The sequence below is a fragment of the Streptomyces sp. NPDC107654 genome (genome assembly GCF_055639035.1).
This window is the reverse complement of sequence record NZ_JBVKBI010000028.1, coordinates 59,503-83,818: the sequence shown is the minus strand read 5'-3', so window position 1 is coordinate 83,818 and position 24,316 is coordinate 59,503. Positions and strand designations below refer to the sequence as shown.

The window sequence follows — 24,316 nt, the reverse complement described above, 5'->3', positions numbered from 1 at the left end:
CATCGCGTCCGGCCGGGTCACGCGGGATCCGCGACGGCGGGTGAGCCGGGACGGGGGACGGTGCCCGAGGGGGCGTACTGGGCGGCCTGGGCGTCGAACATCGAGGCGTACCGGCCCCGGGCGGCCATGAGTTCGTCATGGCCGCCGTGTTCGACGAGCCGTCCCCGGTGCAGGACGTAGATGCGGTCGGCGTGGCGGACACCGGACATGCGGTGGGTGACCAGGACGACGGCCCGGTCCGGGGCGGCGAGCCGGCGGATGCGGTCGAACGCGGCGATCTCGGCCTCCGGGTCGAGGGCGGAGGTGGGCTCGTCCACGATGAGCACGCTGTCGTCGTCCGAGGTGGAGCTGCGCCAGTGGGTGCGGGCGAGACCGATCTTCTGCCACTCGCCGCCGGAGAGTTCGCTGGCGCCGCGGAACATCCGCGCCAGCAGACTGCGCAGTCCGTCGGGGAGTTTGGCGAGGACCGGCCCGGCCCCCGCGTAGTCGACGGACGGCTGGAGGTCGTCGGGGCCGGCCTCCCGGGCGGGCCGGCCGATCCGGATGTTCAACGCCGCCGTCACCGGCCACCGTTGGAAGTCCTGGGTGAGCAGGGCGACGCGGTCGAAGATCTGGGAGCGGTCCAGGGAGGCGACATCGGCCTCACCCCACCGTACGGTCCCGCTCTGCGGCAGCAGCAGGCCCGACAGCACCTTCATCAACGTGCTCTTGCCGGAGCCGTTCTCGCCGACCACGGCGGTGACCGCGCCCATGGGCAGCGTCAGCGAGACCTCGTCGAGGGCGGGAGCTTCCCGGTCCGGATAGCGGTAGGTGACCCGGTCGAGGACGACCCGCCCCACCCGTGCCGGGACGGGATCGCCTCCGCTCGGAATGGTGCGCCGTGCCGCCTCGTCCAGGAACCGGGCGTGGTCGCGGACGTAGAGGGACTCCTCGTGCAACTGGTTGATGTTCATCACCAGCGCGCCCAGGCTCGCCGAGCCGGAGCGGACGGCGATGACGGCGGTCCCGGCCACGGCCAGGCTCATGCGCCCGCTCGTGATCAGCAGGTACATGGCCGCGTACGTCGCCGCCATGGCGAGGCCGGACAGCGCGGCGGCCACCCACTCGGTGACGGCCTTGCCGGCGGCCAGCCGCTCCTGTTCGGCCTCGGCGCTCTCCGCCATGCGTTCGTAGCGGCTGAGCAGGAACGGCCCGACGGCGTGGATGCGCACCTCCTGCGCGGCCGTGCGCTCGGTGAGCAGGTTGCCGATGAGGCGGCTGGCCCGCACGTGCTCGACCCAGGTCATCACCGACACGTACCGTTCCTGCGCCACCCGCATCGCACCCCAGCCGCGCGGCGCCGCGATCAGGAGCAGCATCGGCAGCAGGACCGGGTGGAGGATGGCGAGGACGCCGGCGGTCGAGACCAGGGAGATGGTCCCGTTCAGCGCGGCCACACAGGCGCTGATCATGCGGCGGGCGGATCCGGCGCCGAACTGGGCGACGTCGATCAGCCGCCGGAACTCCGGGTCCTCGATGGCCTCCAGCTCCACGGACGCGGCGGCGGCCAGATACCGGGTCGTGGCGATCCGTTCGACCAGCGGCTCCAGCCGGCCCGCCCGCGAGGTCGACCAGCCGGCCAGGCCCGAGTTGACCACGGCCGCCGCCGCGGCGGCGAACAGGCCCGGCAGCACCGCGTGCAACCGCTGCCCGGGGGTGCCCGGGCCGAGCAGCGCGTGCATGACGGCGTTGACCGCGAGCAGCCCTACCGCGGCGGCGACGCCCTGACCGATCTCGCTCAGGGCGACCGCCAGGAGAGCACGGCGGTCGGCGCGCCACGCCATCCGCAAGGTCGCTCCGACCAGCCCGGGCATGGAGCGCAGGGCGGACGTCATCGTCAGGTCGAGCCGGGCGCGCTCGTGTTCCGACCAGCCGAAGTCGTAGCGCAAGGGGCCGCCGAACAACTCTTCCTCGGCGTCGGAGACCTCCGGCTCGGCCATCCGCACCCGCCCGAAGAACCGCTTCACAGGGCACCTCCCGGCCCGGACCGGCTCAGCGTCCGGACAGCCGGCGTGGGTGTTCGTGTCATGGCCGCGGTCAACGTGGTCCCCCTCGACGGTGGTGAAGCTGCTTCGTACGGCTCAACGACCCGGCCGGAACCGCGAACAGCCGCGTTTCGGCCGTCTTGGCGATCCATGGGGGACCGCGATACGGAGCTCGCGCCCCCGATGCACCGACCGTTCACGGACCGGGCTTGACCTTGACACGTTGATAAGGTGTGCCCTGGGCGCAGGAGGTGGTCCCGATCAACACGACAGACGGAACCCCGCGGAACACCCGCATCACCCGTGCCCTCGGCGCCGAGGACTCGTCGGTCCGGCTGCAGGCGGCCCTGGCGGCCGGCTCGAACCCCCACCCCGGGTTCCTGGAGACCCTTGTCGAACGGTGCGCGGTCGAGCCGGACTTCTTCGTCCGAGACATGCTGTCCTGGGCGCTGACCCGCCACTCGCCGGAGACCGCCCTGCCCCGGATCCGGCGGGAACTCGGCTCCGAGCGCACTCGGGCCCGCAGCCAGGCGTTGCACACGCTCTCCAAGATCGGCGACAAGAGGGCGTGGGCCTGGATGTCGCGCGACCTGCTGCATGACACCGACGACGAGGTCGCGCGGACCGCGTGGCGCGTCGCCGTCGTCCTCGTGCCGGAGGAGGAGAAGGAGGGCCTGGTCGACGAACTGGTCCTGCACCTCGGGCGCGGCAACCGGGAGAGGCGGCTGAGCCTGAGCCGGGCCCTGGTGGACCTCGGCGACGTGATCGAGCCCGCCGTGCGCAAGGCGGTGGCGCATCCCGACCCGGAGGTGGCCGCGCACGCCCGTGCCACCGAGCTGCTCCGACAGAACCCGGAGACCGGTTTCGATGCGGCGGTCGAGGAGGCGAGGCGAGTCGTCGCACTGGGTCCGGAAGGAGCCGCTGCCGCCGACTCGGCCGCGCCGGGAGCCGCCGAGCCGGCGAACGCCGTGAACGCCGCGACCGCCACGGAAGTTGCGGAGGCTGCGGATTGCTGATCGGTGAGGTGGCCCGTCACTCCGGGGTGAGCACCCGGATGCTCCGGCACTACGACGCCCTCGGGCTGGTCCGCCCCACGGGCCGTACCGTGGGCGGCTACCGCGAGTACTCCACCGAGGACGTCCGAAGGATCTTCCACGTGGAGAGCCTGCGGTCCCTCGGGCTCTCGCTCAAGCAGACAGGGCGGGCTCTCCAGGACCCGGCGTTCACGCCGTCGGCTCTGGTCAGCGACCTCATCCGGTGGACGGAAGACCGCTTGCGGCGGGAGCGGGAGCTGCTGGAGCGGCTCCGCGCCGTCGACGCGTCGGAACCCACCGGCTGGCAGGACGTCCTGCGCATCGTCGAACTGATGCAGGGCCTCGACTCGACCAGTCCCGCGCGCAGACAGCAGGCCGTCCTGACCCGGCCGCACAGCATGTCGGTTCCCGCCGAACTGCTGGCCGGGGCGGTCCTGTCGGAATCCGATCCCCATGTCGCGGGCGCCCTGCGCTGGGCGCTCGCCCGGTCGGGCGGCGACGGCGTGGCCGCACTGGCCGCCGGCATGGCTTCGCCGGACGTCCACATCCGGCGGCGGGCGGTGCTGGCGGTCGTCGGGATGGCCGAGGCCCCGGGAGCGACCGCGGTGCTTGCCGACGCGCTCGGGGACCCGGACCCGGCGGTGCGTGGGCAGGCCGCTCTGGCGTTGGGGCGGCGCGGTGTGACCGCGGCCGTGCCGGCCCTCGTCGGCATGGTGGTCGAGGGCTCCCACGACGTCGACGCGGCGGAGGTCCTGGGAACGCTGTCCCGGGACCCCGGATGCGCGGACCGGATCACGACCGACCTGGTCGCGCAACTGGCAGCGCCCACCGCGGACTCCGCGACGCGGATACGCCTGACCCAGGCCCTGGTCGAACTGCCGGGGAGCACCGCGGCGGAGATCCTGCGCGAACTGGCACACGACGACGACCGCGCTGTCGCCCTCGTAGCGTCGGCTTTCCTCGGCGTTCTCGACAACCGTTCCTCGTGACCAGCGAGTTCACAACCGGAGAACGGTGGTGAACGAACGCCCCCGGCTGCCGTCGGCGTACCGATCCCGCCGCCCCGTCGAGGCACCGCATCCGGAGGATCGTGTCCGACTCGTCCATGTCCAAGCCGGCGCGCTCGAACGCCGTACGGTGCCGCCAGCCGGTGGTGAGGAAGGACCTCGTCCGCACCGCGGACGGATGGACGAACGGCTGACGCACCGCGCCGGTCACTCGACCTCGGTTCGCTCGTCGGCCCTCGCACGGCACGCCCTTCATCGCCGCCACCGCGGTGGGTGCTGCCGTCGTCGCAGGCGGGCGGCGGCGGGTGAGGCCCCTCTCGCCGGCCGACAGGAGGCCCCGCCGCCGAGGAAGCGGTGCCTGCCGGTCGTGCGTCCCTGACGGGGTCAACGGCATCCGCCGGACGGTGAAGCGGTGACACGTCAGAACGGAAGGAAGCGTTCCGCTGCGAGGTACAGTCACGCACGGGGCCGAACGGCCCTCACCGTCCCGGCGGCGGCGTCTTCCCGACATCGCGCCGGACATCGCGCGTACGAGAGGCGATGCGACCGTGAGTCGGATCCTGGTGACCGGTTCCACCGACGGCCTTGGACGTGCCACGGCCGACGCGCTGCTGTCCGCCGGGCACGAGGTCGTGGTGCACGCCCGCAACCAGGAGCGCGCGTCGACCCTCGCCCCGCTGATCGACCGGGGGGCGCACCTCGTGGTCGGCGACTTCGAGGACCGTGACGCCGTACGGAGCGCCGCCGCCGAGCTGAACGACGGCCAACCCCTCGACGCGGTTATCCACAACGCCGGCGTGTGGAGCGGACGTGCGGTCGTCCCGGTCAACATCGTCGCCCCCTACCTGCTCACGGCTCTGCTCCGCGGCCCTCGGCGCCTGGTGTACCTGAGCAGCAGCTCGCACTTCGGCGGGAGTCCCTCGCTCGACGGGGTCGACTGGGCGGGGCGTAGCGCGGGGTCGTACGCCGACAGCAAGCTGTTCGTCACGACGCTCGCGGCCGCGGTGGCCCGCCTGCGCCCCGGCGTGCTCAGCAACGCCGTGGACCCGGGCTGGGTGCCGACCAGGATGGGCGGACCGAACGCCCCGGACGACCTCGAACTCGGCCATCGGACACAGGAGTGGCTGGCCTCCAGCGACGAGCCCGAGGCCCTGACCACCGGCGGGTACTGGCACCACCGCCGGCGCCTGCAGCCGCACCGTGCGGTCCACGACGAGGCCTTCCAGGACCGTCTCCTGCGGACACTGGCACAGGAGACGGCCACCGCGCTCTGAGCAACCAGCCGGCGCGGGCTCGCCGGCTCACATGGGCGCGGTCCCGTGTGCGGGCTCTCAGGTGGCGGGGTGCCGCATGGCCGGGTCGGTGTTCCCCGGTGGCGGCCGGGGAGGCGAGCAGGGAGCCCCTCTTCTGAGGGGGAGCCGGGTGCGCGGGTGCAGACGGTCATGTGGGGTCCGGGTTCGGCGGTCAGGACGTCCATACGGTCCCGGCACACGACCGCGGGTCCCGCGGTGATCGCGTCGAGGGTCCATTGCCGGCCGGATGCGGGGCCCACTGCCGAGCGGTGGGGCGGCGCCGGACCAGGCCGGCCCGCTCCGGTTTCGCGCAGTACCCCACCCTCCTGTCGGCCGGCGCGGCGACCCCGCTCCTGCGCAGCCCCGGCACGCGCCGCCGGGATCCAGCAGGCTGGCCGGCCTGCTCGTAAGTGATCTCCGCTCACGGCGAGGTGAGGACATCGCGGACCTCCTCGCGGTCGTCCATTCCTCCGACCGTACGGCCTGCCCGCCTCCGGAGGCATGTACTGGCAGTACACCTTTCGCTGGTAACTCGCAGGCCGCCGGGATGCGCGGTTACCTGGAACAGAGGCACCCCCTGGGACGGCGCCGCCGCCCCCCGGGGGATACCCGCCGGCAGCGCGCGAAGGACAGCGGCAGCCCCGCTGGCCCCCGATCCGCACCGGCGCACACACGGCTGTCCGAGGGCCGCCCCCCAGGCCCCGGGCCCTCCGGCAAACCGAAAGGATTCCCCCCATGCGCGGAGCAGTGATCCACGCCCCCGGCGACGTGCGCTTCGAGACCCTGGACGATCCGAAGATCCTCATGCCGACGGATGCGATCATCCGCACGGCCGTCACCTGTGTGTGCGGCTCCGACCTGTGGCCCTGGCGCGGCCTGGACGCGACCGACGAGGCGCACCCGATGGGCCACGAATACGTCGGCTTCGTCGAGGAGGTCGGGTTTGAGGTCACCTCGGTCAAGCCCGGCCAGTTCGTCGTAGGTTCATTCGCGACCTCGGACAACACCTGCGCCAACTGCCGCAACGGATGGCAGTCCAACTGCCTGAACCGCGAGTTCATGAGCACCTGCCAGGCCGATTACGTCCGTATCCCCAACGCCCAGGGCACGCTGGTGGCCACCGACGAGGTGCCGGACGAGGAGTTCTGGCCCGGCCTGCTGGCCGTCTCCGACGTGATGGGCACCGGATGGTACGCCGCCGACGCCGCCGAGGTCGGGCCCGGCGCCACCGCCGTGGTCGTCGGTGACGGGGCGGTGGGCCTGTGCGCGGTGATCGCCGCGAAGGAGATGGGCGCGGAACGGATCATCGTCATGAGCCGCCACGAGACCCGCCGGCAGCTCGCCCGCCAGTTCGGCGCGACCGACATCGTCACCGAGCGCGGCGACGAGGGCATCGCCCGGATCAAGGAGCTGACCGGCGGCATCGGCGCCGACTCCGTCCTGGAGTGCGTCGGCACCGCCCAGGCCATGCAGCAGGCCCTGCACTCCACCCGCCCCGGCGGCAACGTCGGCTTCGTCGGTGTACCCCACGAGGTGCGGATCGACGGCCAGGAACTGTTCTTCTCCCACGTCGGCCTGCGCGGCGGCCCGGCCCCCGTACGCCGCTACCTGCCCGACCTCATCGACCGCGTCCTGACCGGCCGCATCAACCCCGGCAAGGTCTTCGACCTCACCCTGCCCCTGGAGCAGGTCGCCGAGGGCTACAAGGCCATGGACGAGCGCCGCGCCATCAAGACCCTCCTCAAGCCCTGATCCTCCCGGCTCCCACACGCACAGTCCAGCCGGGCAGCGGATCCTCGCAGTAGGCGTGGCCGGGGGCGACGGAGGGGTGTTCGGCCGGCCGTCGCGTCACTGCAGGGGGGTGACAGTCATGCTGACCCCCACCAGCCCGAACAACCGAAGCGGCCCGCCGAGGAAACCGACGGACCGTCACGGAAGACCGAGGTCACTTCGCGCACTCCACCCACATCGGGAGCTCGACGAGACCGTTCATGACCAAAGTATCGTGGAAACGCAGCTCTGACGGCTCCACGGTTAGGCCGAAGCTCGTTGTTCCCGAGAGGAACACGCGCAGAGCCTGCGCCGCAACGAGACGTGTGACTGGAATACCCAAACATGAATGCCGCCCGCGGCCGAACGTCAGATATTCGAAAGTCCGACCGCGAGTGGGGTCGAACCTGTGAGCATCGGGGAGCACTGACGTGTCCCTGTTGCAAACGTCCACCCCGATGACGAGCAAAGTACCTGCGGGGACTGCGTACTGGCCTATCACGGATGGTTCCTTCGCCATCCGATAGATCCCCCGCGCAATCGGGCTCGCGTACCGCTGCACCTCATGGACGAGGCCGGGCAGCAGCGTCTCGTCATCGCGTACGAGACTCTGGGTCCTCGGATCCTGCGCCAGGCAGAGGATCCCGTTCGTGATCAGTGCCGCCAGCACCTCAACACCCGATAGTGCGAGCAGTCGAGTGTTCGCCGAAACCTGTCGATCGTCGAGAGAGGGGAGTTCCGCCATCAGGTCCGACACGAGGTCATCGGCGGGGTGAGCACGCCGGTCGCGCACCCAGTCGACGAGCGTGGCATCAAGCTCGCGCACCGGGTGTCCCTGATAAACCGCGGTTCTCAGGGCCGAGACGAGGTTTTCGTCAAGTCCAAGCAATCGCGACATGACACTGTCAGCGATGGGCACGCCGATCGACGCGACCGCGTCGAGCCGTCCCAGTGTGAGAGCGCGCTCGATCGAGAGTTGGACATCCTGCATCAGTTGGTCCGAGACATCGCGCACGCGAGCATCGATGACCCTTCGAAGTGCGCGCCGTACGCGACGGTGCTCCTCCCCATCGGTTTGGTTGACCGCGAAGACCGTCTCGGACGTCCCGTCCGGATGCGACTCGTTCGGCTCGTCGAAAACGCTCGCCATGAGTTCGCCCGCGCTGCCATAGGTCTCGACGTCGGACAGGATGCGGGTGGCTTCGCGGTGATCGTTGACGAGCAGTCCCAGCCCGGCCGTCCCCATGCGCATGGGGACGACGGCGGCGGCCGGATCCCCCGGTCCTCGCGTCACGGTCCGCTCGTCGAGAGTCCTGCGGAAGAGGATGTGGCCTTCAGACACACCAGACTCCTTGTCTCACGGCGATGCCCACACCGTGGTCGCCGGCACGGAAGACGAGGTCGCGCAGTTCGAGAGCGTCCACACTGGCCGCCTCGGCAGGGGTGAGCGTGCGCCCCCAGCGGCTTTCGTCGAGGACGGCCGCCGCCGGTTCCGAGCGGTCGACGTCGATGCGGCGGCGCTCCCCGTGGCGCGTGTCCTCGACGGCCAGGAACGTCGGACCGCGCCGGACGACGAGGGATCCTCCCTGCTGCGCCGACCACGCGAAGGAGCCGTCCGGCCGGCGCGGCGGGTCGAGGTGGCGCAGGTCCCCGACCTCCAGGGTGCCGCAGTCGCCGCTCCACGAAACCCGCAGACCGACCCCGCGGGCGTCACGCAGCAGCGCGATCAAGGAGACGAGCTCGGCCTCGTCCATCTCCGGCATGGCGAAGTGGCTGGCCAGCCGGATCCCGGCGTATCCCGACCGGGTCAGGGCGACGAGGTCCTCCCTGCTCCGCACCGAGTGGAGATCCACCGGCGCGAAGAGCCTCCGGCGGTGCGACCGCCGCTCTGCTGTCTGCTTCGTCACCAACGCAATCCCGTCGCGAGCGCCAGATAGGTGGAGTCTTCATGGAAGACGATGCCGAGCTCCGTCCAGTTCTCGACGAGCTCTTCGAGCCGGCCTTCCCGCACGGCGATCCCGAGCGAACGCATCGCGGAAGCGAGCGCGGGAAGCGTCTTGCCCTTGGCCAGCGCCCGGTACGCCTCGGCTTCGAGACCCGGCCGGAACACCAGCTCACGGGAGGACCTGGCGGGCCGGTCGTCGATGACGACGAGCGAGTCGTCCGGCGCCGGCAGGGCGACCAGCCGGGAGACCGATGCGGCGGTCTTCCAGTTCGCGACTGCTTCGCGCAACAGCTCGCCCGTCTCGGCGGAGAGGCCGGCGGGCTCGGACTCGAAGACGTAGACGAGGTCGTCGAGGTCGTCCGCCACCCCCTCGTAAGCGCGCACCAGGTTGAGCGAGGGGCCGAGAGCCTGGAGACCGAGGGCGGGATCGTCGAAGTAGGGGCTGAAGCGTTCCAGTTTGATCCGGAACGCCCCGGCGGGCGGCGTCAGGTGATGGAGGGTCGGGAGCGAGTCGACCAAGGCCTCGTAGTCGCTGTCCTGCTCCCCGGGGAAGCCCACGAGGATGTTCCACGACGGGTAGATCCTGCAGGTGGCGCAGTCCCGCAGGAACCGCACGTTCTGCCACCCGGTCACCCCCTTGCGCATGATGCGCAGGATGGGCGTGCAGAGGCTCTCGACACCCGGCTGCAGCTGCGTGAAACCGGCGCGCGCGAGGGACTCCAGCTGATGGAAGTTGAGGTTCGACTTCACCTCGGCGAACAGCCGGACGTCCCATTCGGCGGGCAGCGCAAGATCCGTGGTCAGTTGCACGACGTGCTCGGGCGCCAGGATGTTGTCGGAGAACACCAGGTCGAGCACGTTGTGCCGGCGGATGGCCCGGCTGGCCTCCGCCTGCACGCGCTCGGCGGGCTTCGCGCGATGGGTCATGGCTGACCCGTTCAGGCCGCAGAATGTGCAGTGGTGCTTCGCGCCCCACCAGCAACCGCGGCTGGCCTCCAGTGGAATCTTGACGTCGATGAACGGAGCGGCCGGAGACTTCCCCAGATCGCGGAAGTAGTGATCGTAGGTGGGCTCCGGCACCACGTTCATGGAGACGGGCGTCCGCCCGATGGGGTTGCTGACCGTGGCTCCGTCGGCGTGGGACCGCCAGCACAGGCCGGGCACGGCACGCAGCAGTCCGTCGTCCGTCTTCCCGTCACCGCTGCGGCATTCCGCGATGTGGGCGACGAGCGGCGCGATCGAGTGCTCCGCCTCCCCCCGGATCACGTAGTCGAACTCCGGGCGGGCGCGGTGGACCGCTGTGCCCTGGACGCCGTCGCAGTTCGCCCCGCCGAGGATGGTCACGACGTCCGGCCGCAATTCCTTGACGCGGTGCGCGAGCGCGAACGAGGCGATGTTTTGGTCGAAGGTCGTCGTCAGCCCCAGGACGTCGGCGCCCGACGCCACGAGATCCCTGGCCAGCTCGTCTATGAAGGCGGGCGCCGCGCTGAACATCGCACAGTAGGCGTCGACATGCTCGCTGTCGCGCACGAGGTCGTAGAAGCTCGTGTGGCGCGGGTCGACACCGGGGCGGAAGCAACTGGAGAAAACCCATTCGCCGACCCCGAACACTTCGGCGTCGACGATCAGCTCGTAGTGCCCACGTTCGAGGCCCACCTCCCGGACCAGGTGGTCGAGCCACCGGATGTTGCCGTAGACGACGTCGAGCTTCTCGACCTCTCCGCGTCGCTCGAACAACGGGGCGATCGTGCTCAGGGCCAGGGAGGGCATGTCGACCACGGCCCAGGGCATGCAGACCAGCGCAACCGAAAGGGCGTCCTCGTGCACGACCGGCGGGGTGGGATCCGGCGCCGGTTGTTTGTGCCCGATCTGCATCAGTTCCACTTCGGCTCCTCATCGGTCAGGGGCGTTGTCCGAGACGGGACGGCGGCCTGTTCGCTACCGGTGGTCACCCGCGTTCCTCGGATGAGCACCGGGAGCCACAGGAGACACGCCAGCAGGGGGACCGCTGCGTAGACGGCCATGCCCACGCTGGAACCCAGTCCGCCCATGAGCGCGCCGAGGACGAGATAGCCGATGCCGATGAGCACCGATTCCACGAACGCGATCATCGACAGCAGGCTCGCCCGGTGGCGCGACGGCACCGCCTCGTTGAACACGTTGTCCACGAGCACGGCGGTGATCTCGGGGACTCCGACCAGGAGCAGGAATGCCGCGATGGTGACCCAGACGAGGCCGAGGCCGGTCAGGCCGAGGGCCGCGGCGAGCACCAGGAGGGACAGCGGGGCGATGACCCGGTACCCGACGCGCCGGTCGGCGCGGTCCGACAGCAGGGGGGTGAGGCCGCCGATGAAGAATCCCGCCGAGACGACCACACTGACCAGTGCGGTGCTCGCGCCCTGATCGGAGAGCGTTTTCTGGGTGAAGATGATGTACGGCGTCAGCGTCGCGTGCATCAGTCCGGACACCACGACGAGCGTCACGAGCGCCGGCGTGGCGACCCGGAGCATCGCCCGCCATGCCGTGGTGTCGCCGTGCTTCTTCCCGGCTCCGTCCCGCTCGTCCTCCGCGTCCGTGCCGCGGATCTCGGGCACCCGGGTCAGCAGCACCAGCACGGCCACGATGAGGCACGACGCCGAAGCGGCGTAGACGATCCCCCAGGAGAGCCGCTGCAGCTGCCCGCCGAGGCTGATGGCGACCCCCGAGGTGACCGTCCCGAGCATGGTGAACCGGGACCGGATCCTGACGTAGCCACTCGTCGCGCCACGGCGCACGAGCAGGTCGTACAGCAGGGCGGTGTCCGAACCGGACACGCAGGCCATGCCCACGCCCTGGCCGATGAACAGCGCCAGGAACAGCCAATAGTCGGAGGTCGCCACCTGACCGAGCAGGCATGCGGCCACCAGCACCTGGCCGATCACGATGCTGGCGCGCCTCCCGATCCGGTCGGCGATGATCCCCGTGGGCAGCTCCGCGAGTCCGCTGACCAGGAAGAGCAGGGTCTGGAGGAGGGCCACCTGCCCGGCGGAGAAGCCCTGCCGGTAGAGGAAGATGACGAACACGCCGCGCTGGAATATCGAGTTGGAGAGCACAGCGTAGAGGTAGAACGGGCGCGTGACGCTTCGTGCCGCGTCGACCGCCGCCGATCCGTCAAGGGCCTCCGTGGTGCCGGTCATGCTGCGGGTTCCCCCTGGTGACTGCGGTGGTCAAGGACGTTCTCCACCATCACGGGCGGACTCGGCTCCTGCTCGGCCTCGTTCACTTACCAGCTCACCGGCATTCCCTTGAGGCCGTATCCGAGCCCGTCGTCCATGAACGGAAGGTCGTCGAGGTCGACGGCCAGTGCCAGGGTCGGGATGCGCCGGAACAGGGCGGTGAACACGACCTGGAGCTCCAGGCGGGCCAGCGGCTGGCCGGTGCACTTGTGCACACCGAACCCGAAGGCGAGGTGCTGGCCGGCGTCGCGGCCCAGGTCCAGCTTCTCGGCGTCGGGGAACACGCTCTCGTCGCGGTTGCCGATCTCCTCCGGGAGGATCAGGCCCTCACCGGCGCGGATCAGCTGTCCGGCGATCTCGATGTCCTCCACGGCCACGCGGCGGCGGCCGGGCTGGACGGTGGTCAGGTATCGCAGCAGCTCGTCGACGGCCCCGGCGACCCCGGCTTCGCCGGCGTCCCGCAGCACGGCGATCTGGTCGGGATGGAGTAGCAGGGCCAGCGTGCCCAGCGCGATCATGCTGGCAGTGGTCTCGTGCCCCGAGATCAGCAGGAACAGGACCAGCATCACCAGTTCGTGCCGGTTCAGCTGACCGGTGGCCAGCCGTTCGGTGGCGAGCTGGGACAGCAGGCCGTCATCGGGGTGGGCGAGCTTGTGGCCGATCAGCTTGGCCAGGTAGTGGTACAGCTCGCGCTCGGACTTGCTCGCGACGTCGGCCGGGACGTCGCTCTCGGTCACCGCCCTGATGGCGTGATGGAAGAAGTCGTGGTGCTGGTAGGGAACGCCGAGCACGTGGCAGATGACCCTGGACGGGATCGGCAGGGCGAACGCCGACACGAAGTCCGCCGGCTGCGGGCCGGCCAGCAAGGCGTCGATGCGGTCGTCGACGACCTGCTGGATCGTGGGCCGTAGCTTCTCGACCATGCGGGGGGTGAACGGCCGGGCGATCATCCGGCGCAGCCGGAGGTGCTCGGGGCCCTCCATGGCGGTCAGGAACTGGCCTTCGCCGTGGTGGTCGCGCAGGAACCGGGTGTGGAACGGGTAGCCCGGCTGCATCCAGTCCGCGCTGACCCGGCGGTCCGACAGCAGCGCGCACTGCTCCGCGTGCCGCGTCACCAGCCACGGAGTGCTGCCGTCCCACAGCCGGACCCGGACCAGCGGCGCCCGCTCCTGCAACTCGGCGAGCTCGGGTGCCGGATCCAGCGGACAACCGGACGCCCGGGGCATCGGAAAGTACGGGATTGCCGTGGCTTCCAGCTCGGGAACGTTGGCATGCGAAGACGTCACAATCTGGCTCCGTTCCGAATGTCCCATAACGGAAGACGCATGAACAATGGGGGCCGATGCCCGCTGAATGGTGTGATCGCCGGATCGGCTTCCGCGGCCTGCGGGTTCCGGTGCTCGATCTTTGCGCACCAGGCTGGAGAACCGGTCATACCCGGCCCTTACCCGCTGAAGGCGGGCATCGTTGAACGGTGACCTCTCCGTCTGGCACTGTTCCGGACCCGAAGCACCCTACCCAGGGTTGATCAATCCCTACAAGAGGCAGGAAGGTACTGCATCCTTGGGCCGGCGAAGATCCGGGAACGTGCCCGAAGCAGGATTTCTGCCAAGCGAAATCGCCCGAACCGCGCGGGCCGTCAGCGGTTCCAGCGCTGCGGAATGCTCTCCGTCCGGAGCGGCGACGTGCCCCTCCATGTTTTGGCGTTACAAGGCTTCTGACCAGGGGATTCATGGCATGCCGGGTCGACGGCCGGAGGGGAGGCGGAACAGATCGGCCGGCGGCGGTCCCGCCGTTCGCCGACGGGAACCGGGATCGGATGACGCGCCGGACTAGGTGTGCATTCACCATTGACAGGACCTCAAGGTCTGTATGGGATGGAGATGTTGGTGCCAGTCGAGGTGAAGAAAGGACAACGATGATGCAGGAACTTGAGGAGCGCCCGGTGATCGCGGCGACCGAGGCGGAGCCGGACATGGTGCTTTTCACCGATGGCGAAGGGTTTGACCTCGTCGATGACGTGGAGCTCATCTCCCTGTCATCGGCCACCCTGGGTGCCATCGTCGCGCGGCGCTGCTGATCGCATCTGATGGCGACTCCGAAACGACTGGCCCTCTCGTTCGCCGGGGAGGGCCAGGTGTCGGTCCGTTCGTCCACGCGGAATGTTCGCGTGACGCTGGGTCGGCCCCTGATCAATTCCGACGTCAATTCCCCTTTCTTCGTTCCTCTCGGACTTCTCTGCATTGCCTCGCCCCTGATGGCGCATGGCCACCCCACCGTCGTCGTCGACCTGGAGTACGAGCACCGGATCGGTGCCTTCGAGCCCGGCGACGCCGACTGGCTCGACCAGACCTGCGAGCGTCTGTTCGCCGCCGATCCCGACGTGGTCGGCCTCACCTGCCTCGCGGACACCCTCCCGTCGTGCCTTCTCATCGGGCGCCGGGTCAAGTCGCTCCGGCCCGATGTCACGGTGGTGCTTGGTGGACCCGGGACGTTCGGTGTCTTCCCCGACGCCCTCCCGCGTTTCGCCGACTGCGTCGACTTCGTGTGCCGTGGCGAGGGAGAGCTCGCGATCACCGCTCTCGCGGACGCCCTCGCCGACGGGGTGGACCCCGCCGAGGTGCGCGGCTTCTGGTCGTGCAAGAACGGCCAGGTGGTGTCCAGCGGGCCGCAGCCGACCACGAACCTGAACCTCGTGCCGATGCCCGCGTACGACGCCGTACCGATGGGCGACTACATCCGGCTCTCGACCCCGCACATCTTCGATGTGCACATCGGCTCCGGGTGCACCTATTCGTGCAAGTTCTGTATGACGTCGACGTTCTGGGACCGCGACTTCCGGATCAAGGACCCTGCGGTCATCCTCGACGAGTTGCGGTTCCTGCACCGCACCTACGGAGTCACCCAGTTCAACTTCCTGCACGACAATTTCGCCAACAAGCGCACGTACCTCGACGAGTTCGTGTCCTATTTCGCCGAGCACAACGACATCTTCGAGTGGGGCTGCGCGGTCCGGCCGGACAACGTCAATCCGTCCCTTCTGCGTCGTATGGCCGACGCCGGGTGCTTCAACATCTTCTGCGGCACGGACGCGGGATCGGAGAAGATCCTCAAGTCCATGCTGAAGATGCCCTCGACGAAGCGGACCTACGAGTTCTTCCGGTCCGCCCAGGAAGTCGGCATCCAGTTCGAGACGAACACGATCGTCGGCTACCCGGAGGAAGCCGCCGAGGACCTCGAGAAGTCTCTGGAGGTCGTGTTCGACGCGATCGCCTACGGGGCCGTCAACAGCGACCTCAGCGTGCTCCAGCCGCTTCCCGGTGCCGAGATCACCGACGAGTACCGGGCCGAACTCGAACCGCTCAAGGGCGAACTCGACGTCATGGGAACCTTCCTCCCGCCGGACGTCCGCGCGCTCATCAGGGAAGAGGCGGAGATCTTCACCGGCTTCAGCTTCATCCGCAGCGGAAACCGGGAGTACGAGTACTACCAGGACGTGCTGCGCCTTTCCCGGTACTTCACGCGTCGCTACTACCACCTGCTGCGCTTCCTGAAGCAGGGCGCGGGGCTCACGTACGTGGAAGTCGTCGACGCACTGCTGGAGCGGTCCGGCATGCCGGTCGAGGAAGCGCTCGAAGAGATTCTGGTGAGGCTGGACGGCGCGCACGCGCGAACCGCCAGGGCGCTGTTCACGTACGACTCGATGCTCGCGGAGTTCCGCGGCGACGAGGTCGAGGAAGAACTCGTCAACGTGTACCGGCGGCCCGCCACCGTGAGGGAGAAGCCGCATTTCCTGACCGCGGACCTCGACGTCGACGTCGTCGCGATGGTCTCCGACCCGCGGGAGATCACCTGGGAGCCGGAGCTGGACCGTCCCACCGTCGTGGTCGTGTATCGCGCGAGCGAGGCGGAGGTGTCGACTCTCCGCCTGACACCGGCGCAGGCCAGGATGTTCAAGGCCCTCATACCGCGCGGGCCCGAGGAACGCGAAGCCCTCCTCGCCCAGGTCGCCCCCGGCCGGCTGCGCGAGGTCGCGACGGCGGTGGCGGGACTCTGTGCCCGGATGGACGCCTCACCGGACGCCCCCGAGCGGACTCCGCCGGCGGCCGACAACACCCTCCTGACCCCGTGAGCACCATGCGCCCCGTCGTCGTCGAGGTGGACGACGACCCGATCCGATGGCACGGACCCACGGGAGGCGACTACCTGAGCCGCTGGTTCGCCTCGGCGAGCCAGCACAGCCGGCTCGACCTCCTCTGGGTCACGGACGACGGGCTCAGCCAGCACTACCGCGTCCAGCAGGGCGCGTCCTTCTCCGACGGGAGCCCGGTGCGTGCGAGCGATCACGCCCGGGCGATCCGGACCGCTCTCACGGTGCCGTCGCTCCAGCGGTTCCTGCTCGACATCCGCGCGGTCCGCACCTCGAAGGACACGCTCGTCATCGAGCTCCGCCGCCCGGTGCCGCACCTCCCCAGCCTGCTCCAGAGCGTCGACCTCGCTCCCATCTCCTCGTGCGGACAGCTGTCCTCCGGCGCGTACGAGCGTGCCGTGCGCACCACCGACGACGAGTACTGGCTCGAACCTGTCAGGGCCGGCACGCCCCCCGTGCGGGTGCTCGTGCGCCGGGATCCGCACGGTGCCCCGGAGCGGTTCCGGCGGGGCGAGGTCGACGTGACGTGTGCGACGGCGTTTCCGCTCGACCGCGTCCCGGACTTCGCGGACGACCGGGCGTTCCATACGGCACCGACCGCGATCGAGATGTGCCTGGAGGTCGTCCCCGGCAGCCGGTCCGCGGTGGGCGACGCGGGGTTCCGCCGCCGGCTCCTCGGCGCGCTCCGCTACGACCGCCTGGTCGCCCGGTGCTGGAACGGCGTGGAGTCGGCGGCGCCCGACCACCACGTCGAAGCACCGCCCAGCACCGCCGGCGCCGGTGAACGGTTGCGCCTGGGGTACTGGGACTACTACCCCAACCTGGGCGTGGCCGAAGAGGTCGCGGCCCAGCTGACCGAGAACCTCGGCGTCGATGTCGAGCTGGCACCCGCCGACTTCGTCTCGGGCTCGGCCCAGTCCTTCGACCTGCTCCTCGCCCTGCGGGGTCCGCTCTTCGAGGATCCGTTCGGCGCCTTGGACCTGCTCGACCCGGGACGCCGCGACCCGGTCCTCGCGCCGCTGCTGCGCCGGCTGTCCGAGGACCCGGACGACGAGGACGCGGCCGACGAGCTGCGGCGAGCGGTGCGCGAGCAGTGCCAGACCCTGCCGCTGCTGCGGCTCAGAGGCCACTGGCTGCAGCACGAGGCACTGGCGGGTCGGCCCTGGCCGTCGATGGACGCCGTGCGCTTCCCCCGGTTCAGCTGGCGCGCCGATTCTCCCTGACCCCCGGCAAACGGTGATCTCGCTACGAAGGAAGGCCAGGGATGGCTGACGGAAGCGACCGCTACGTGCTCTCGCCTGCGGCGACCTGGTCCCGCAACGGCGACGAGCTGCGCGTCTTCTCCGACGAGGTGCTGCTGGTCCGGCGCTGCCCCGAAGCGATGTTCGCATGGCTCGAAGCGGTCTCCGACGACCCGCTGGGCCTTCCGGCGCCGAGCGGAGGGAACACGGACGCCATCGTGCGCACGCTCCTTCGGCTCCGCCTCGTCGTCGCACCGTTCGACCGTTCGTGGCAGTCGTCCGCCTGGCGGAACCAGGTCGAGTACTTCGCGGCCCTGGGTCTGGACGCCGGCGCGGCACAAAAACAGCTGCGCGCGGCGCACGTGACCGTCCTCGGCGTCGGCGGCATCGGCGGCGTGGTGCTGGCCGAGCTGGTGGGTGCGGGTGTGGGCGGACTCACGCTCGTGGATGGCGACCGGGTCGCGCTGGAGAACCTGAACCGCCAGTACCTCTACCGGCGTCGTGACGTCGGACGGCCAAAGGTCGACGCGGCCGGCGAGTGGGTGCGTGAGCGCCTCCCCGAAGCGGAGCTCACCACCGCCATGGAGACCATCACGACCAGCGAGGCGCTGGTGCCCCACCTGCGCGAAGGCGGGTTCCTCGTCGTGGCGGCCGACCGTCCCGCGTCGCTGCCGGAACTGTGTGCCCAGGCGTGTCTGGAACGCGGAGTGTCGATGATCACGGGCGGATGCGGCCTCCGGACGGGATCGAGCGGCCCGCTGATCCGGCCCGCCGACGTCCCGGCCTTCCTCGCGTCGCTCCAGGAGGCGAAGGCCGCGGCCGGAGCCGCGGTTACGCCTATGGCGGCCTCGTTCGGCCCGGTCAATACGCTGGTGGGTGCGACGATGGGCCGTGATCTCATCTTCGGCATACTCGGTGTGAGCGCCCGAACGACTTCGCGTCGGGTCGAGCTGCTGGGGACGGCCTTGACCTGAGAGTGCGGAAGGAGAGCTCTGGCCCCGGTATCTCGTGAGCGCCCGTCAAGTTTTGGCGCACCCGCACGAGTTCCGATGCGTCGACGACATCGCCTCCGTCGGGCACCGCCATCCTCACCCGGCCGGGTCCGGGGCCGGTGGTGTCCACCACCACCGTCATCCTCCGACGCCGGCCGGACGGCGGCTGGGCCCACGTCGTGCACGACCGGTTCTCCGACTGACCGCCCCGGCCGCAGCGCCGCCCGCGGGGCTACTCGTCGGAGAGCGTCAGGTCGGGGACCCTCCAGGACGCGATCACGAACGCGACCAGGGCCACCGCGGCTCCGGCGAGGAAGACGACACGCATGGAGGCGACGTACCCCTCCAGGAACGGCAGGGCCGCGCTCCGGTCGAGCGCGCGCAGGAAGGCAGAGTCCTCCAGGTCGACGCCGCCGCCCGGACGCAGGACACCCGCGAGGGCGTGGGCGTTGTCGGGCCGGGCCAGCAGACGGCGGTAGGCGGGGTCGTGGCGGGCCTCGGCCAGCCGCTCGGATATGCGGCCGGCCGCCGTGGAGAACAGGACGGAGAGGAAGGCGGCGGTGCCGACCGTACCGCCGTTGGAACGGAAGAAGTTGACCGACGCCGTCGCCGCGCCCATCTCCGTACGGGGCACCTCGGACTGCGCGAGCGTGGTGAGCGTCTGCATCGACGCACCGAGCCCCGCGCCCATCAGCGCCATGCCGAGCGCGGCGTACCACAGCGGGCTGTCCACGCGCAGGGTGGCGAAGACGAGCATCGCCGCGGTGAACGAGCCGATACCCGCGACGAGATGCACCTTGAACCGGCCGGAGCGCGCGATCAACCGGCCGACCAGGAGCGTCACGGCGAGATTCGCGGCAACGGTGGGAAGGGTGGCGAGCCCCGCCGCCATCGGGCTCATGCCGCGCACGATCTGGAGGTACAGCGGCAGTGTCGTCATCGCGCCGAACATGCCGATCCCCACGACGAAGTGCAGGGCGACACCCAGCCGGAAGGCGCGGATGCGGAACAGCCGCGGCGGCAGCAGCGCGGCGTCCCCCTTCCGCCGCTCCACCAGCACGAAGACGACGAGCCCCAGCACCCCGACGGTGTACGTCAGCAGCGCCCGGGACGAGCCCCACCCCCAGGCGCGGCCCTGCTCGGCGACGGTCAGCAGCGGCACGATCCCGGCGGCCAGCGCGAGGGCTCCGGGGTAGTCGAGCCGGTGCCGTACCCGCCGGTGCGGGAACCGCAGGACGCGGACGATCGCCACGGCGGCCACCGCGGCGAGCGGCACGTTGAGCAGGAAGATCCAGCGCCAGCCGTCGATGCCGAGCAGCGTCTCCCGGTCCGCGAGGGCCCCGCCCGCCAGCGGTCCGACGATGCTGGCGCCACCGAACACGGCCATGAAGTAGCCCTGGTAGCGGCCGCGTTCCCGTGGGGTCGTGATGTCGGCGACGATCGTCATGGCCAACGACATCAGCCCGCCGCCGCCGAGCCCCTGCACGGCGCGGAACGCCGCGAGTTCGTGGATCGACGTGGCGCAACCGCACAGCAGGGAGCCGGCCGTGAACAGACCGATCGCGGCGAGGTAGACGGGCCGGCGGCCGTGGATGTCGGAGAGTTTGCCGTACAGCGGTGTCACGATGGTCGCGGTGATCAGGTAGGCGGTGGTCACCCACGCCTGGGCCGTCAGCCCGTGCAGGTCGTCGGCGATGGTCCGCAGCGCGGACGCGACCACCGTCTGGTCCAGTGCCCCCAGGAACATGCCGAGGACCAGACCGGACATGACCGTGGTGATCTGCCGGTGGCCGAGCCGCCCCGGCGCGTCCCCGGCGGCACCCTGCCGCCGGGTGTCGGAGGAGGTCACAAGTCGTCCTAGAGGGTGGGAGCTTCGGGTTCGGGCCAGGGGCGCGCTACAGGTGTCGGGGGCCGTACCCGTCTTCCGGTACGGGTACGGGTACGGCCCCCGTGGGCGGAGGCAGGCGGGTCATCCGGCGAGGCCGCCCAGGTCGGCGACCGCCTGCCCGACGTCCGGCAGTGTCAGCATCTCCAGCCGGGCCGACCGGACCCGGGCCCGGGGCACGGGATCGGCGAGCAGCTCGCGGCACACACCGGCGATGCCCTCCGCGCTGCGGTCGGTGACACGGCGGCCCACACCCAGCTCCTCCACACGCTCCGCGTTGGCGTGCTGATCACCGAAGTGCGGCAGCACCGCCAGCGGTGTGCCGGTGCGCAGGGCCTCGCGAATGCTGTTGAACCCGCCGTGGGTGACGAACAGGTCCACCGACTCCAGCAGGAGCGGCTGCGGTACGCGCTCGGTGACGTGTACGTGCCCGGGCAGCCCGCCGGTGTCCAGGGGGACGCCGGAGGTCGACACGACCACGGTGCAGTCGCCCAGTCCGGCCGCCGCCCCCACGATCGCGCGCAGGCTTTCGGCGGTGTCCGGCACCTTCACCGGCGACGGGGCGGTCCGGTCCGCCGTGTGCTCCCGCAGCGTCGGCAGGGCGGTGCCGATCGCGGCGTAGACCAGGGGCCGGTCCGTGGGCAGTCCGGCGGCCCACCGGGGCAGCACCGCGTGCCGCTCGACGTCCACGGTCTGCCGGTACGACCAGGTCGGCGGCAGGTGCCGGGAGAAGGAGAAGGCGGGGGGTACGTAGTCGACGCGACCGTGGGGTACGACGGACAGCGGATCGTCCCGCTCGGGCAGCCCGAGCTCCCGCCGCCGTTCGTTGAGCAGTGGCAGCACCTCGGCGGGATCCATGATGTTGCTGAACCCGGAGGGCGTCGGCAGCTGTGGCACACCGAGGAGTTCGGCGGTGAGCACCGCGCTCATGTCCATGCCGTCCCGCAGGATCAGATCGGGGCGGAACTCCCGGGCGAGGGGGAGGAGGATGTCCAGGTGGGGCTTGGCGCCGGGCCCGGCCAAGGCCCGCATCAGCAACCGGGACAGCGCCGGCGCCGGCCCGGTCAGGTCGATGGTCTCCGGCAGTTCGGCCGCGTACGGACTGATCATGGCGAGCGGGTCGAACCGCGGTAAGGCGGCGTTCACCGTCACGTCGTCGTCCCGGAACACGTGGGCGAGGGCGTCGGTGGTGACCACCAGCACCTGGTGCCCGGCCTCGGCGAGGGCGCGCAGCAGAGGCAGTTGAGCGCGCCCGTGGGAGGGACTGCCGAGCGTGGTGCAGAGAACGCGCATGAGCTGGGCCTTTCTCTCGACGGAAGGTGGAATGGCAGAGGGAGGGGGTGGCGCAGGGAGGGGGTGGCGGGGCGGCCGGGGTGCCGGTGGCGGATCCCCGGCCGCCCTGTTCCCGCTTCACGGCGGTCGCGTGGTTCCCGCGTCAGGCCACCCGCGCCGCGCTGCCCGCACGTCCGATGCCCTGCAGGGTCAGCCCGGCCCGGGCGAGCAGGTCCGCGTCCAGCAGGTTGCGGAAGTCGAGGACCTCGTGGCCGGTCATACGCGCGGCGATCGCCGCCCAGTCGAGGTCCCGCAGTTCCGGCCACTCGGTGAGGACCACACAGGCCGCGGCCCCCTCGGCGGCCCGCACCGGGTCGTCGGCGAGCTCGACCAGGTCGCTCAGGTCGGGTCGCTCCTCGTGCAACGCCGGGTCGTACGCGGTGAGTTCGGCGCCCCGGTCGCGCAGCAACCGGGCCACGGCGAGCGCGGGTGAGTCGCGCAGGTCGGAGGTGCCGGCCTTGAAGGTCAAGCCGTACAGGGCGAGCCGTACGCCGTCCAGCGAGCCGCCCTCACCGCGCCCGCACGCCACGGCGACGCGTTCGGCGAGCCGGCGCTGGTGGGTGACGTTGGTCTCGATGGTGGCGCGCAGCAGCGGGAAGTCGACGCCCGACTGGTCGCACGCCGTCAACAGGGCATGGGTGTCCTTGGGCAGGCAGGAGCCGCCCCAGCCCGGCCCGGGCCGCAGGAACGCCGAGCCGATGCGCGGATCGCGCCCGATTCCCTCGGTGACGTCGGCGATGTCGGCACCCAGGCGTTCGCAGAGAGTGGCGAGGTTGTTGGCGAACGACAGCTTCATCGCGAGGAAGAAGTTCGCCGCGTATTTGGTCAGTTCGGCGCTCGCCGGGTCGGTGAGCACCAAAGGCGCGTCCAGGGCGGAGTACAGGTCGGCGACCCGGCGGGCGGCGTCCCGGTCGGCGGCGCCGATCACGACGCGGTCGGGGTGCAGGAAGTCGTGGACGGCGCGGCCCTCGCGCAGGAACTCCGGGTTGCTCACCACGGTCACGTCGGCACGGCCGAGCAGCGCGGCGACCCGTTCGCAGGTGCCGACCGGCACGGTCGACTTGTTGACGACGACACAGCCCGGTCGCAGTACCTCGCGGATCTGCCCGGCGACGGCCTCCACGGCCGCGAGGTCGGCCGCGCCGCCCGCTCCCATCGGCGTGGGCAGGCACAGGAACACCACCTCCGCCTCCGCGACGGCGGCCGCGGTGTCGCCGGTGAACTCCAGTCGGCCCGCTTCCAGGGCGTCCCGCACGGTCTCCGGCAGACCGGGCTCCAGGATGTCGACGCGGGCCTCGCGCAACCGCTCGACCTTGTGCGGGTCGGCGTCGGCGCACACCACGGAGTGGCCCAGGGAGGCGAGGCAGGCACCGGTGGTCAGTCCGACGTAGCCGGTTCCGATCACGGCGACATGACGAGCAGGCACAGAAGATCACCATTTCCGGTCGGTGGGGCCCGCGCGCGGCGGCGCCGGCACGCGTGTCGAGGACGTGCGCCACCGCGCCGTGCGGGCGACCTGGAACGGGCCGACTCCGTCGTGCGGCCCGGTACAGCGAGTTCTCAAGTCATCAATCGTTGACCTGCCTCAGGTATGGCATGCGGCGCGAACACAAGTCAACGATGGGTGACATCGGTCGGTGACTTTGAGACAGTCGCTCCAGACTGGAACATGGGGCGGGCTGGAACATGGGGCGGACGACGGGACGTTCGCAGACGACGAAAGGTGCGGTGACGTGACCGCAGCACACGACGGCGAGGCCTCGGAGGCGGAGGCGTGCCGGCCTGCCCACAGGCGCTCGGCCTCGCGCACACGCACCGCGCTCAGGGCCGCCGCGGCGTTCCGCTTCGGCAAGTACGGCTACGAGGGCACCAGCGTGCGCGACATCGCGGGCGACGTGGGCGTGGACGCCGCCCTCGTCTACCGCTACTTCGGCTCGAAGGAAGCGCTGTTCAACGATGTGACGGGCACCGGCAAGATATTCGAGCCGCTGCTGCGGGAGCCGGTCGAGACGATCCCCGACTGGTTCTGCGCGCTGCTCCTGGGGGCGCCCAAGGACGGCGACTTCCCGCATCCGGTGCTGTCGGTGCTGCGTTCCTCCGGCAGGGACGAGGCGGTCGCCCGGCTGAGGGCGGACTTCACGGAGGTGTTCACCAAGCGCCTGGCCTCCCGCCTCGGCGGCCCCGACGCCGGCCTGCGAGCGGAACTCCTGGCGGCCTGGATGCTCGGCACCAGCCTGATGCGTACGGAGATCCGCCCCCCGGCCCTGCTCTCGGCACCCGACGCCGCCCTGGAACGCTACCTGCGCGCGGGCATCGAGGTCCTGCTGGGCCCCGTGCCGGAGTCCGACGGGGAGCCGCCCGAGCCCGGCAACGGCCAGTCCGGCACGGACGACCACTGATCGGAGCGTGCGAGGGGGCACCCCCAGATG

The 24,316-nt window shown here is 70.6% G+C and carries 18 protein-coding genes and 1 pseudogene; 9 read left to right on the top strand and 10 right to left on the bottom strand.

The genetic code is table 11. The features are described from left to right. Positions 1 to 17: 17 nt before the first annotated feature. Positions 18 to 2,006 (bottom strand): ATP-binding cassette domain-containing protein, encoded by a 1,989-nt coding sequence (locus ACZ7N4_RS33725; protein ID WP_471366375.1) that lies wholly within the window; start codon positions 2,004 to 2,006, stop codon positions 18 to 20. A gap of 251 nt (positions 2,007 to 2,257) precedes the next feature. Here ACZ7N4_RS33725 and ACZ7N4_RS33720 point away from each other — a divergent pair, with 251 nt between their 5' ends. The 3 genes from ACZ7N4_RS33720 (at position 2,258) to ACZ7N4_RS33710 (ending at position 5,339) form a co-directional block, all read left to right on the top strand. Beyond that, the gene (locus ACZ7N4_RS33720; protein ID WP_471366372.1) at positions 2,258 to 3,040 is read left to right on the top strand and encodes a HEAT repeat domain-containing protein; all 783 of its coding nucleotides are present in this window, start codon (positions 2,258 to 2,260) and stop codon (positions 3,038 to 3,040) included. Continuing rightward, positions 3,034 to 4,047, top strand: coding sequence for a HEAT repeat domain-containing protein (locus ACZ7N4_RS33715; protein ID WP_471366369.1), 1,014 nt, complete (start codon positions 3,034 to 3,036; stop codon positions 4,045 to 4,047). Before ACZ7N4_RS33720 ends, ACZ7N4_RS33715 begins: the two co-directional genes overlap by 7 nt. Positions 4,048 to 4,613: 566 nt before the next feature. Then, a complete protein-coding gene (locus tag ACZ7N4_RS33710; RefSeq protein ID WP_471366367.1) occupies positions 4,614 to 5,339 on the top strand; it encodes an SDR family NAD(P)-dependent oxidoreductase in 726 nt (241 codons plus the stop codon). Positions 5,340 to 5,518: 179 nt separating this feature from the next. On the opposite strand, the pseudogene ACZ7N4_RS33705 reads toward ACZ7N4_RS33710, so the two are convergent. Then, positions 5,519 to 5,772: pseudogene (locus ACZ7N4_RS33705) on the bottom strand (transcriptional regulator); the annotation flags it as partial. Positions 5,773 to 6,092: 320 nt separating this feature from the next. On the opposite strand from ACZ7N4_RS33705, the gene ACZ7N4_RS33700 reads away from it, so the two are divergent. After that, entirely contained in the window at positions 6,093 to 7,109 is a 1,017-nt protein-coding gene (locus ACZ7N4_RS33700) for a zinc-dependent alcohol dehydrogenase family protein (RefSeq protein ID WP_471366362.1), read from the top strand. A gap of 193 nt (positions 7,110 to 7,302) precedes the next feature. On the opposite strand, the gene ACZ7N4_RS33695 is transcribed toward ACZ7N4_RS33700, so the two are convergent. From ACZ7N4_RS33695 to ACZ7N4_RS33675, 5 genes are all read right to left on the bottom strand, one after another. Further along, entirely contained in the window at positions 7,303 to 8,469 is a 1,167-nt protein-coding gene (locus tag ACZ7N4_RS33695) for a cytochrome P450 (protein ID WP_471366358.1), read from the bottom strand. Further along, entirely contained in the window at positions 8,462 to 8,965 is a 504-nt protein-coding gene (locus ACZ7N4_RS33690; RefSeq protein WP_471366352.1) for a DUF5825 family protein, read from the bottom strand. Before ACZ7N4_RS33690 ends, ACZ7N4_RS33695 begins: the two co-directional genes overlap by 8 nt. Before the next feature lie 65 nt (positions 8,966 to 9,030). Continuing rightward, positions 9,031 to 10,947 carry a RiPP maturation radical SAM C-methyltransferase gene (locus ACZ7N4_RS33685; protein WP_471366433.1) on the bottom strand — a complete coding sequence of 639 codons (1,917 nt, stop codon included), beginning with the start codon at positions 10,945 to 10,947 and terminating at the stop codon, positions 9,031 to 9,033. Then, the gene (locus tag ACZ7N4_RS33680; RefSeq protein ID WP_471366349.1) at positions 10,947 to 12,248 is read right to left on the bottom strand and encodes an MFS transporter; all 1,302 of its coding nucleotides are present in this window, start codon (positions 12,246 to 12,248) and stop codon (positions 10,947 to 10,949) included. Before ACZ7N4_RS33680 ends, ACZ7N4_RS33685 begins: the two co-directional genes overlap by 1 nt. A gap of 86 nt (positions 12,249 to 12,334) precedes the next feature. Then, the gene (locus ACZ7N4_RS33675) at positions 12,335 to 13,513 is read right to left on the bottom strand and encodes a cytochrome P450 (RefSeq protein ID WP_471366346.1); all 1,179 of its coding nucleotides are present in this window, start codon (positions 13,511 to 13,513) and stop codon (positions 12,335 to 12,337) included. Between the two features lie 692 nt (positions 13,514 to 14,205). Between ACZ7N4_RS33675 and ACZ7N4_RS33670 the strand changes: the two genes are divergently transcribed. Genes ACZ7N4_RS33670 through ACZ7N4_RS33655 form a run of 4 tightly spaced genes read left to right on the top strand, consistent with a single transcriptional unit; the run spans position 14,206 to position 18,652 of the window. Then, positions 14,206 to 14,367, top strand: a complete 162-nt coding sequence (locus ACZ7N4_RS33670; RefSeq protein ID WP_471366342.1) for a hypothetical protein — start codon at positions 14,206 to 14,208, stop codon at positions 14,365 to 14,367. A 9-nt stretch (positions 14,368 to 14,376) separates the two neighbouring features. Next, the gene (locus ACZ7N4_RS33665; protein WP_471366337.1) at positions 14,377 to 16,419 is read left to right on the top strand and encodes a B12-binding domain-containing radical SAM protein; all 2,043 of its coding nucleotides are present in this window, start codon (positions 14,377 to 14,379) and stop codon (positions 16,417 to 16,419) included. After that, positions 16,416 to 17,660: a hypothetical protein gene (locus ACZ7N4_RS33660; protein WP_471366333.1), complete on the top strand. Its 1,245-nt coding sequence runs from the start codon at positions 16,416 to 16,418 to the stop codon at positions 17,658 to 17,660. Before ACZ7N4_RS33665 ends, ACZ7N4_RS33660 begins: the two co-directional genes overlap by 4 nt. A 41-nt stretch (positions 17,661 to 17,701) precedes the next feature. After that, positions 17,702 to 18,652, top strand: a complete 951-nt coding sequence (locus ACZ7N4_RS33655; protein ID WP_471366330.1) for a ThiF family adenylyltransferase — start codon at positions 17,702 to 17,704, stop codon at positions 18,650 to 18,652. Between the two features lie 250 nt (positions 18,653 to 18,902). On the opposite strand, the gene ACZ7N4_RS33650 is transcribed toward ACZ7N4_RS33655, so the two are convergent. The 3 genes from ACZ7N4_RS33650 to ACZ7N4_RS33640 form a co-directional block, all read right to left on the bottom strand. Continuing rightward, positions 18,903 to 20,519 (bottom strand): MDR family MFS transporter, encoded by a 1,617-nt coding sequence (locus ACZ7N4_RS33650; RefSeq protein ID WP_471366324.1) that lies wholly within the window; start codon positions 20,517 to 20,519, stop codon positions 18,903 to 18,905. Positions 20,520 to 20,639: 120 nt separating this feature from the next. Then, entirely contained in the window at positions 20,640 to 21,848 is a 1,209-nt protein-coding gene (locus ACZ7N4_RS33645; protein WP_471366318.1) for a glycosyltransferase, read from the bottom strand. 142 nt (positions 21,849 to 21,990) lie between these two features. Then, positions 21,991 to 23,313, bottom strand: a complete 1,323-nt coding sequence (locus ACZ7N4_RS33640; RefSeq protein WP_471366315.1) for a UDP-glucose dehydrogenase family protein — start codon at positions 23,311 to 23,313, stop codon at positions 21,991 to 21,993. A 307-nt stretch (positions 23,314 to 23,620) separates the two neighbouring features. Here ACZ7N4_RS33640 and ACZ7N4_RS33635 point away from each other — a divergent pair, with 307 nt between their 5' ends. Beyond that, positions 23,621 to 24,286 (top strand): TetR/AcrR family transcriptional regulator, encoded by a 666-nt coding sequence (locus ACZ7N4_RS33635; RefSeq protein WP_471366310.1) that lies wholly within the window; start codon positions 23,621 to 23,623, stop codon positions 24,284 to 24,286. Positions 24,287 to 24,316: the final 30 nt, after the last annotated feature.

Excerpts from the sequence above, each read along its gene's own strand:
- ACZ7N4_RS33700 (WP_471366362.1), top strand. The coding sequence starts at position 6,093 with ATGCGCGGAGCAGTGATCCACGCCCCCGGCGACGTGCGCTTCGAGACC.
- ACZ7N4_RS33665 (WP_471366337.1), top strand. The coding sequence starts at position 14,377 with ATGGCGACTCCGAAACGACTGGCCCTCTCGTTCGCCGGGGAGGGCCAG.
- ACZ7N4_RS33645 (WP_471366318.1), bottom strand. The coding sequence starts at position 21,848 with ATGCGCGTTCTCTGCACCACGCTCGGCAGTCCCTCCCACGGGCGCGCT.
- ACZ7N4_RS33655 (WP_471366330.1), top strand. The coding sequence starts at position 17,702 with ATGGCTGACGGAAGCGACCGCTACGTGCTCTCGCCTGCGGCGACCTGG.
- ACZ7N4_RS33670 (WP_471366342.1), top strand. The coding sequence starts at position 14,206 with ATGATGCAGGAACTTGAGGAGCGCCCGGTGATCGCGGCGACCGAGGCG.
- ACZ7N4_RS33680 (WP_471366349.1), bottom strand. The coding sequence starts at position 12,248 with ATGACCGGCACCACGGAGGCCCTTGACGGATCGGCGGCGGTCGACGCG.
- ACZ7N4_RS33675 (WP_471366346.1), bottom strand. The coding sequence starts at position 13,513 with ATGCCCCGGGCGTCCGGTTGTCCGCTGGATCCGGCACCCGAGCTCGCC.
- ACZ7N4_RS33685 (WP_471366433.1), bottom strand. The coding sequence starts at position 10,947 with ATGCAGATCGGGCACAAACAACCGGCGCCGGATCCCACCCCGCCGGTC.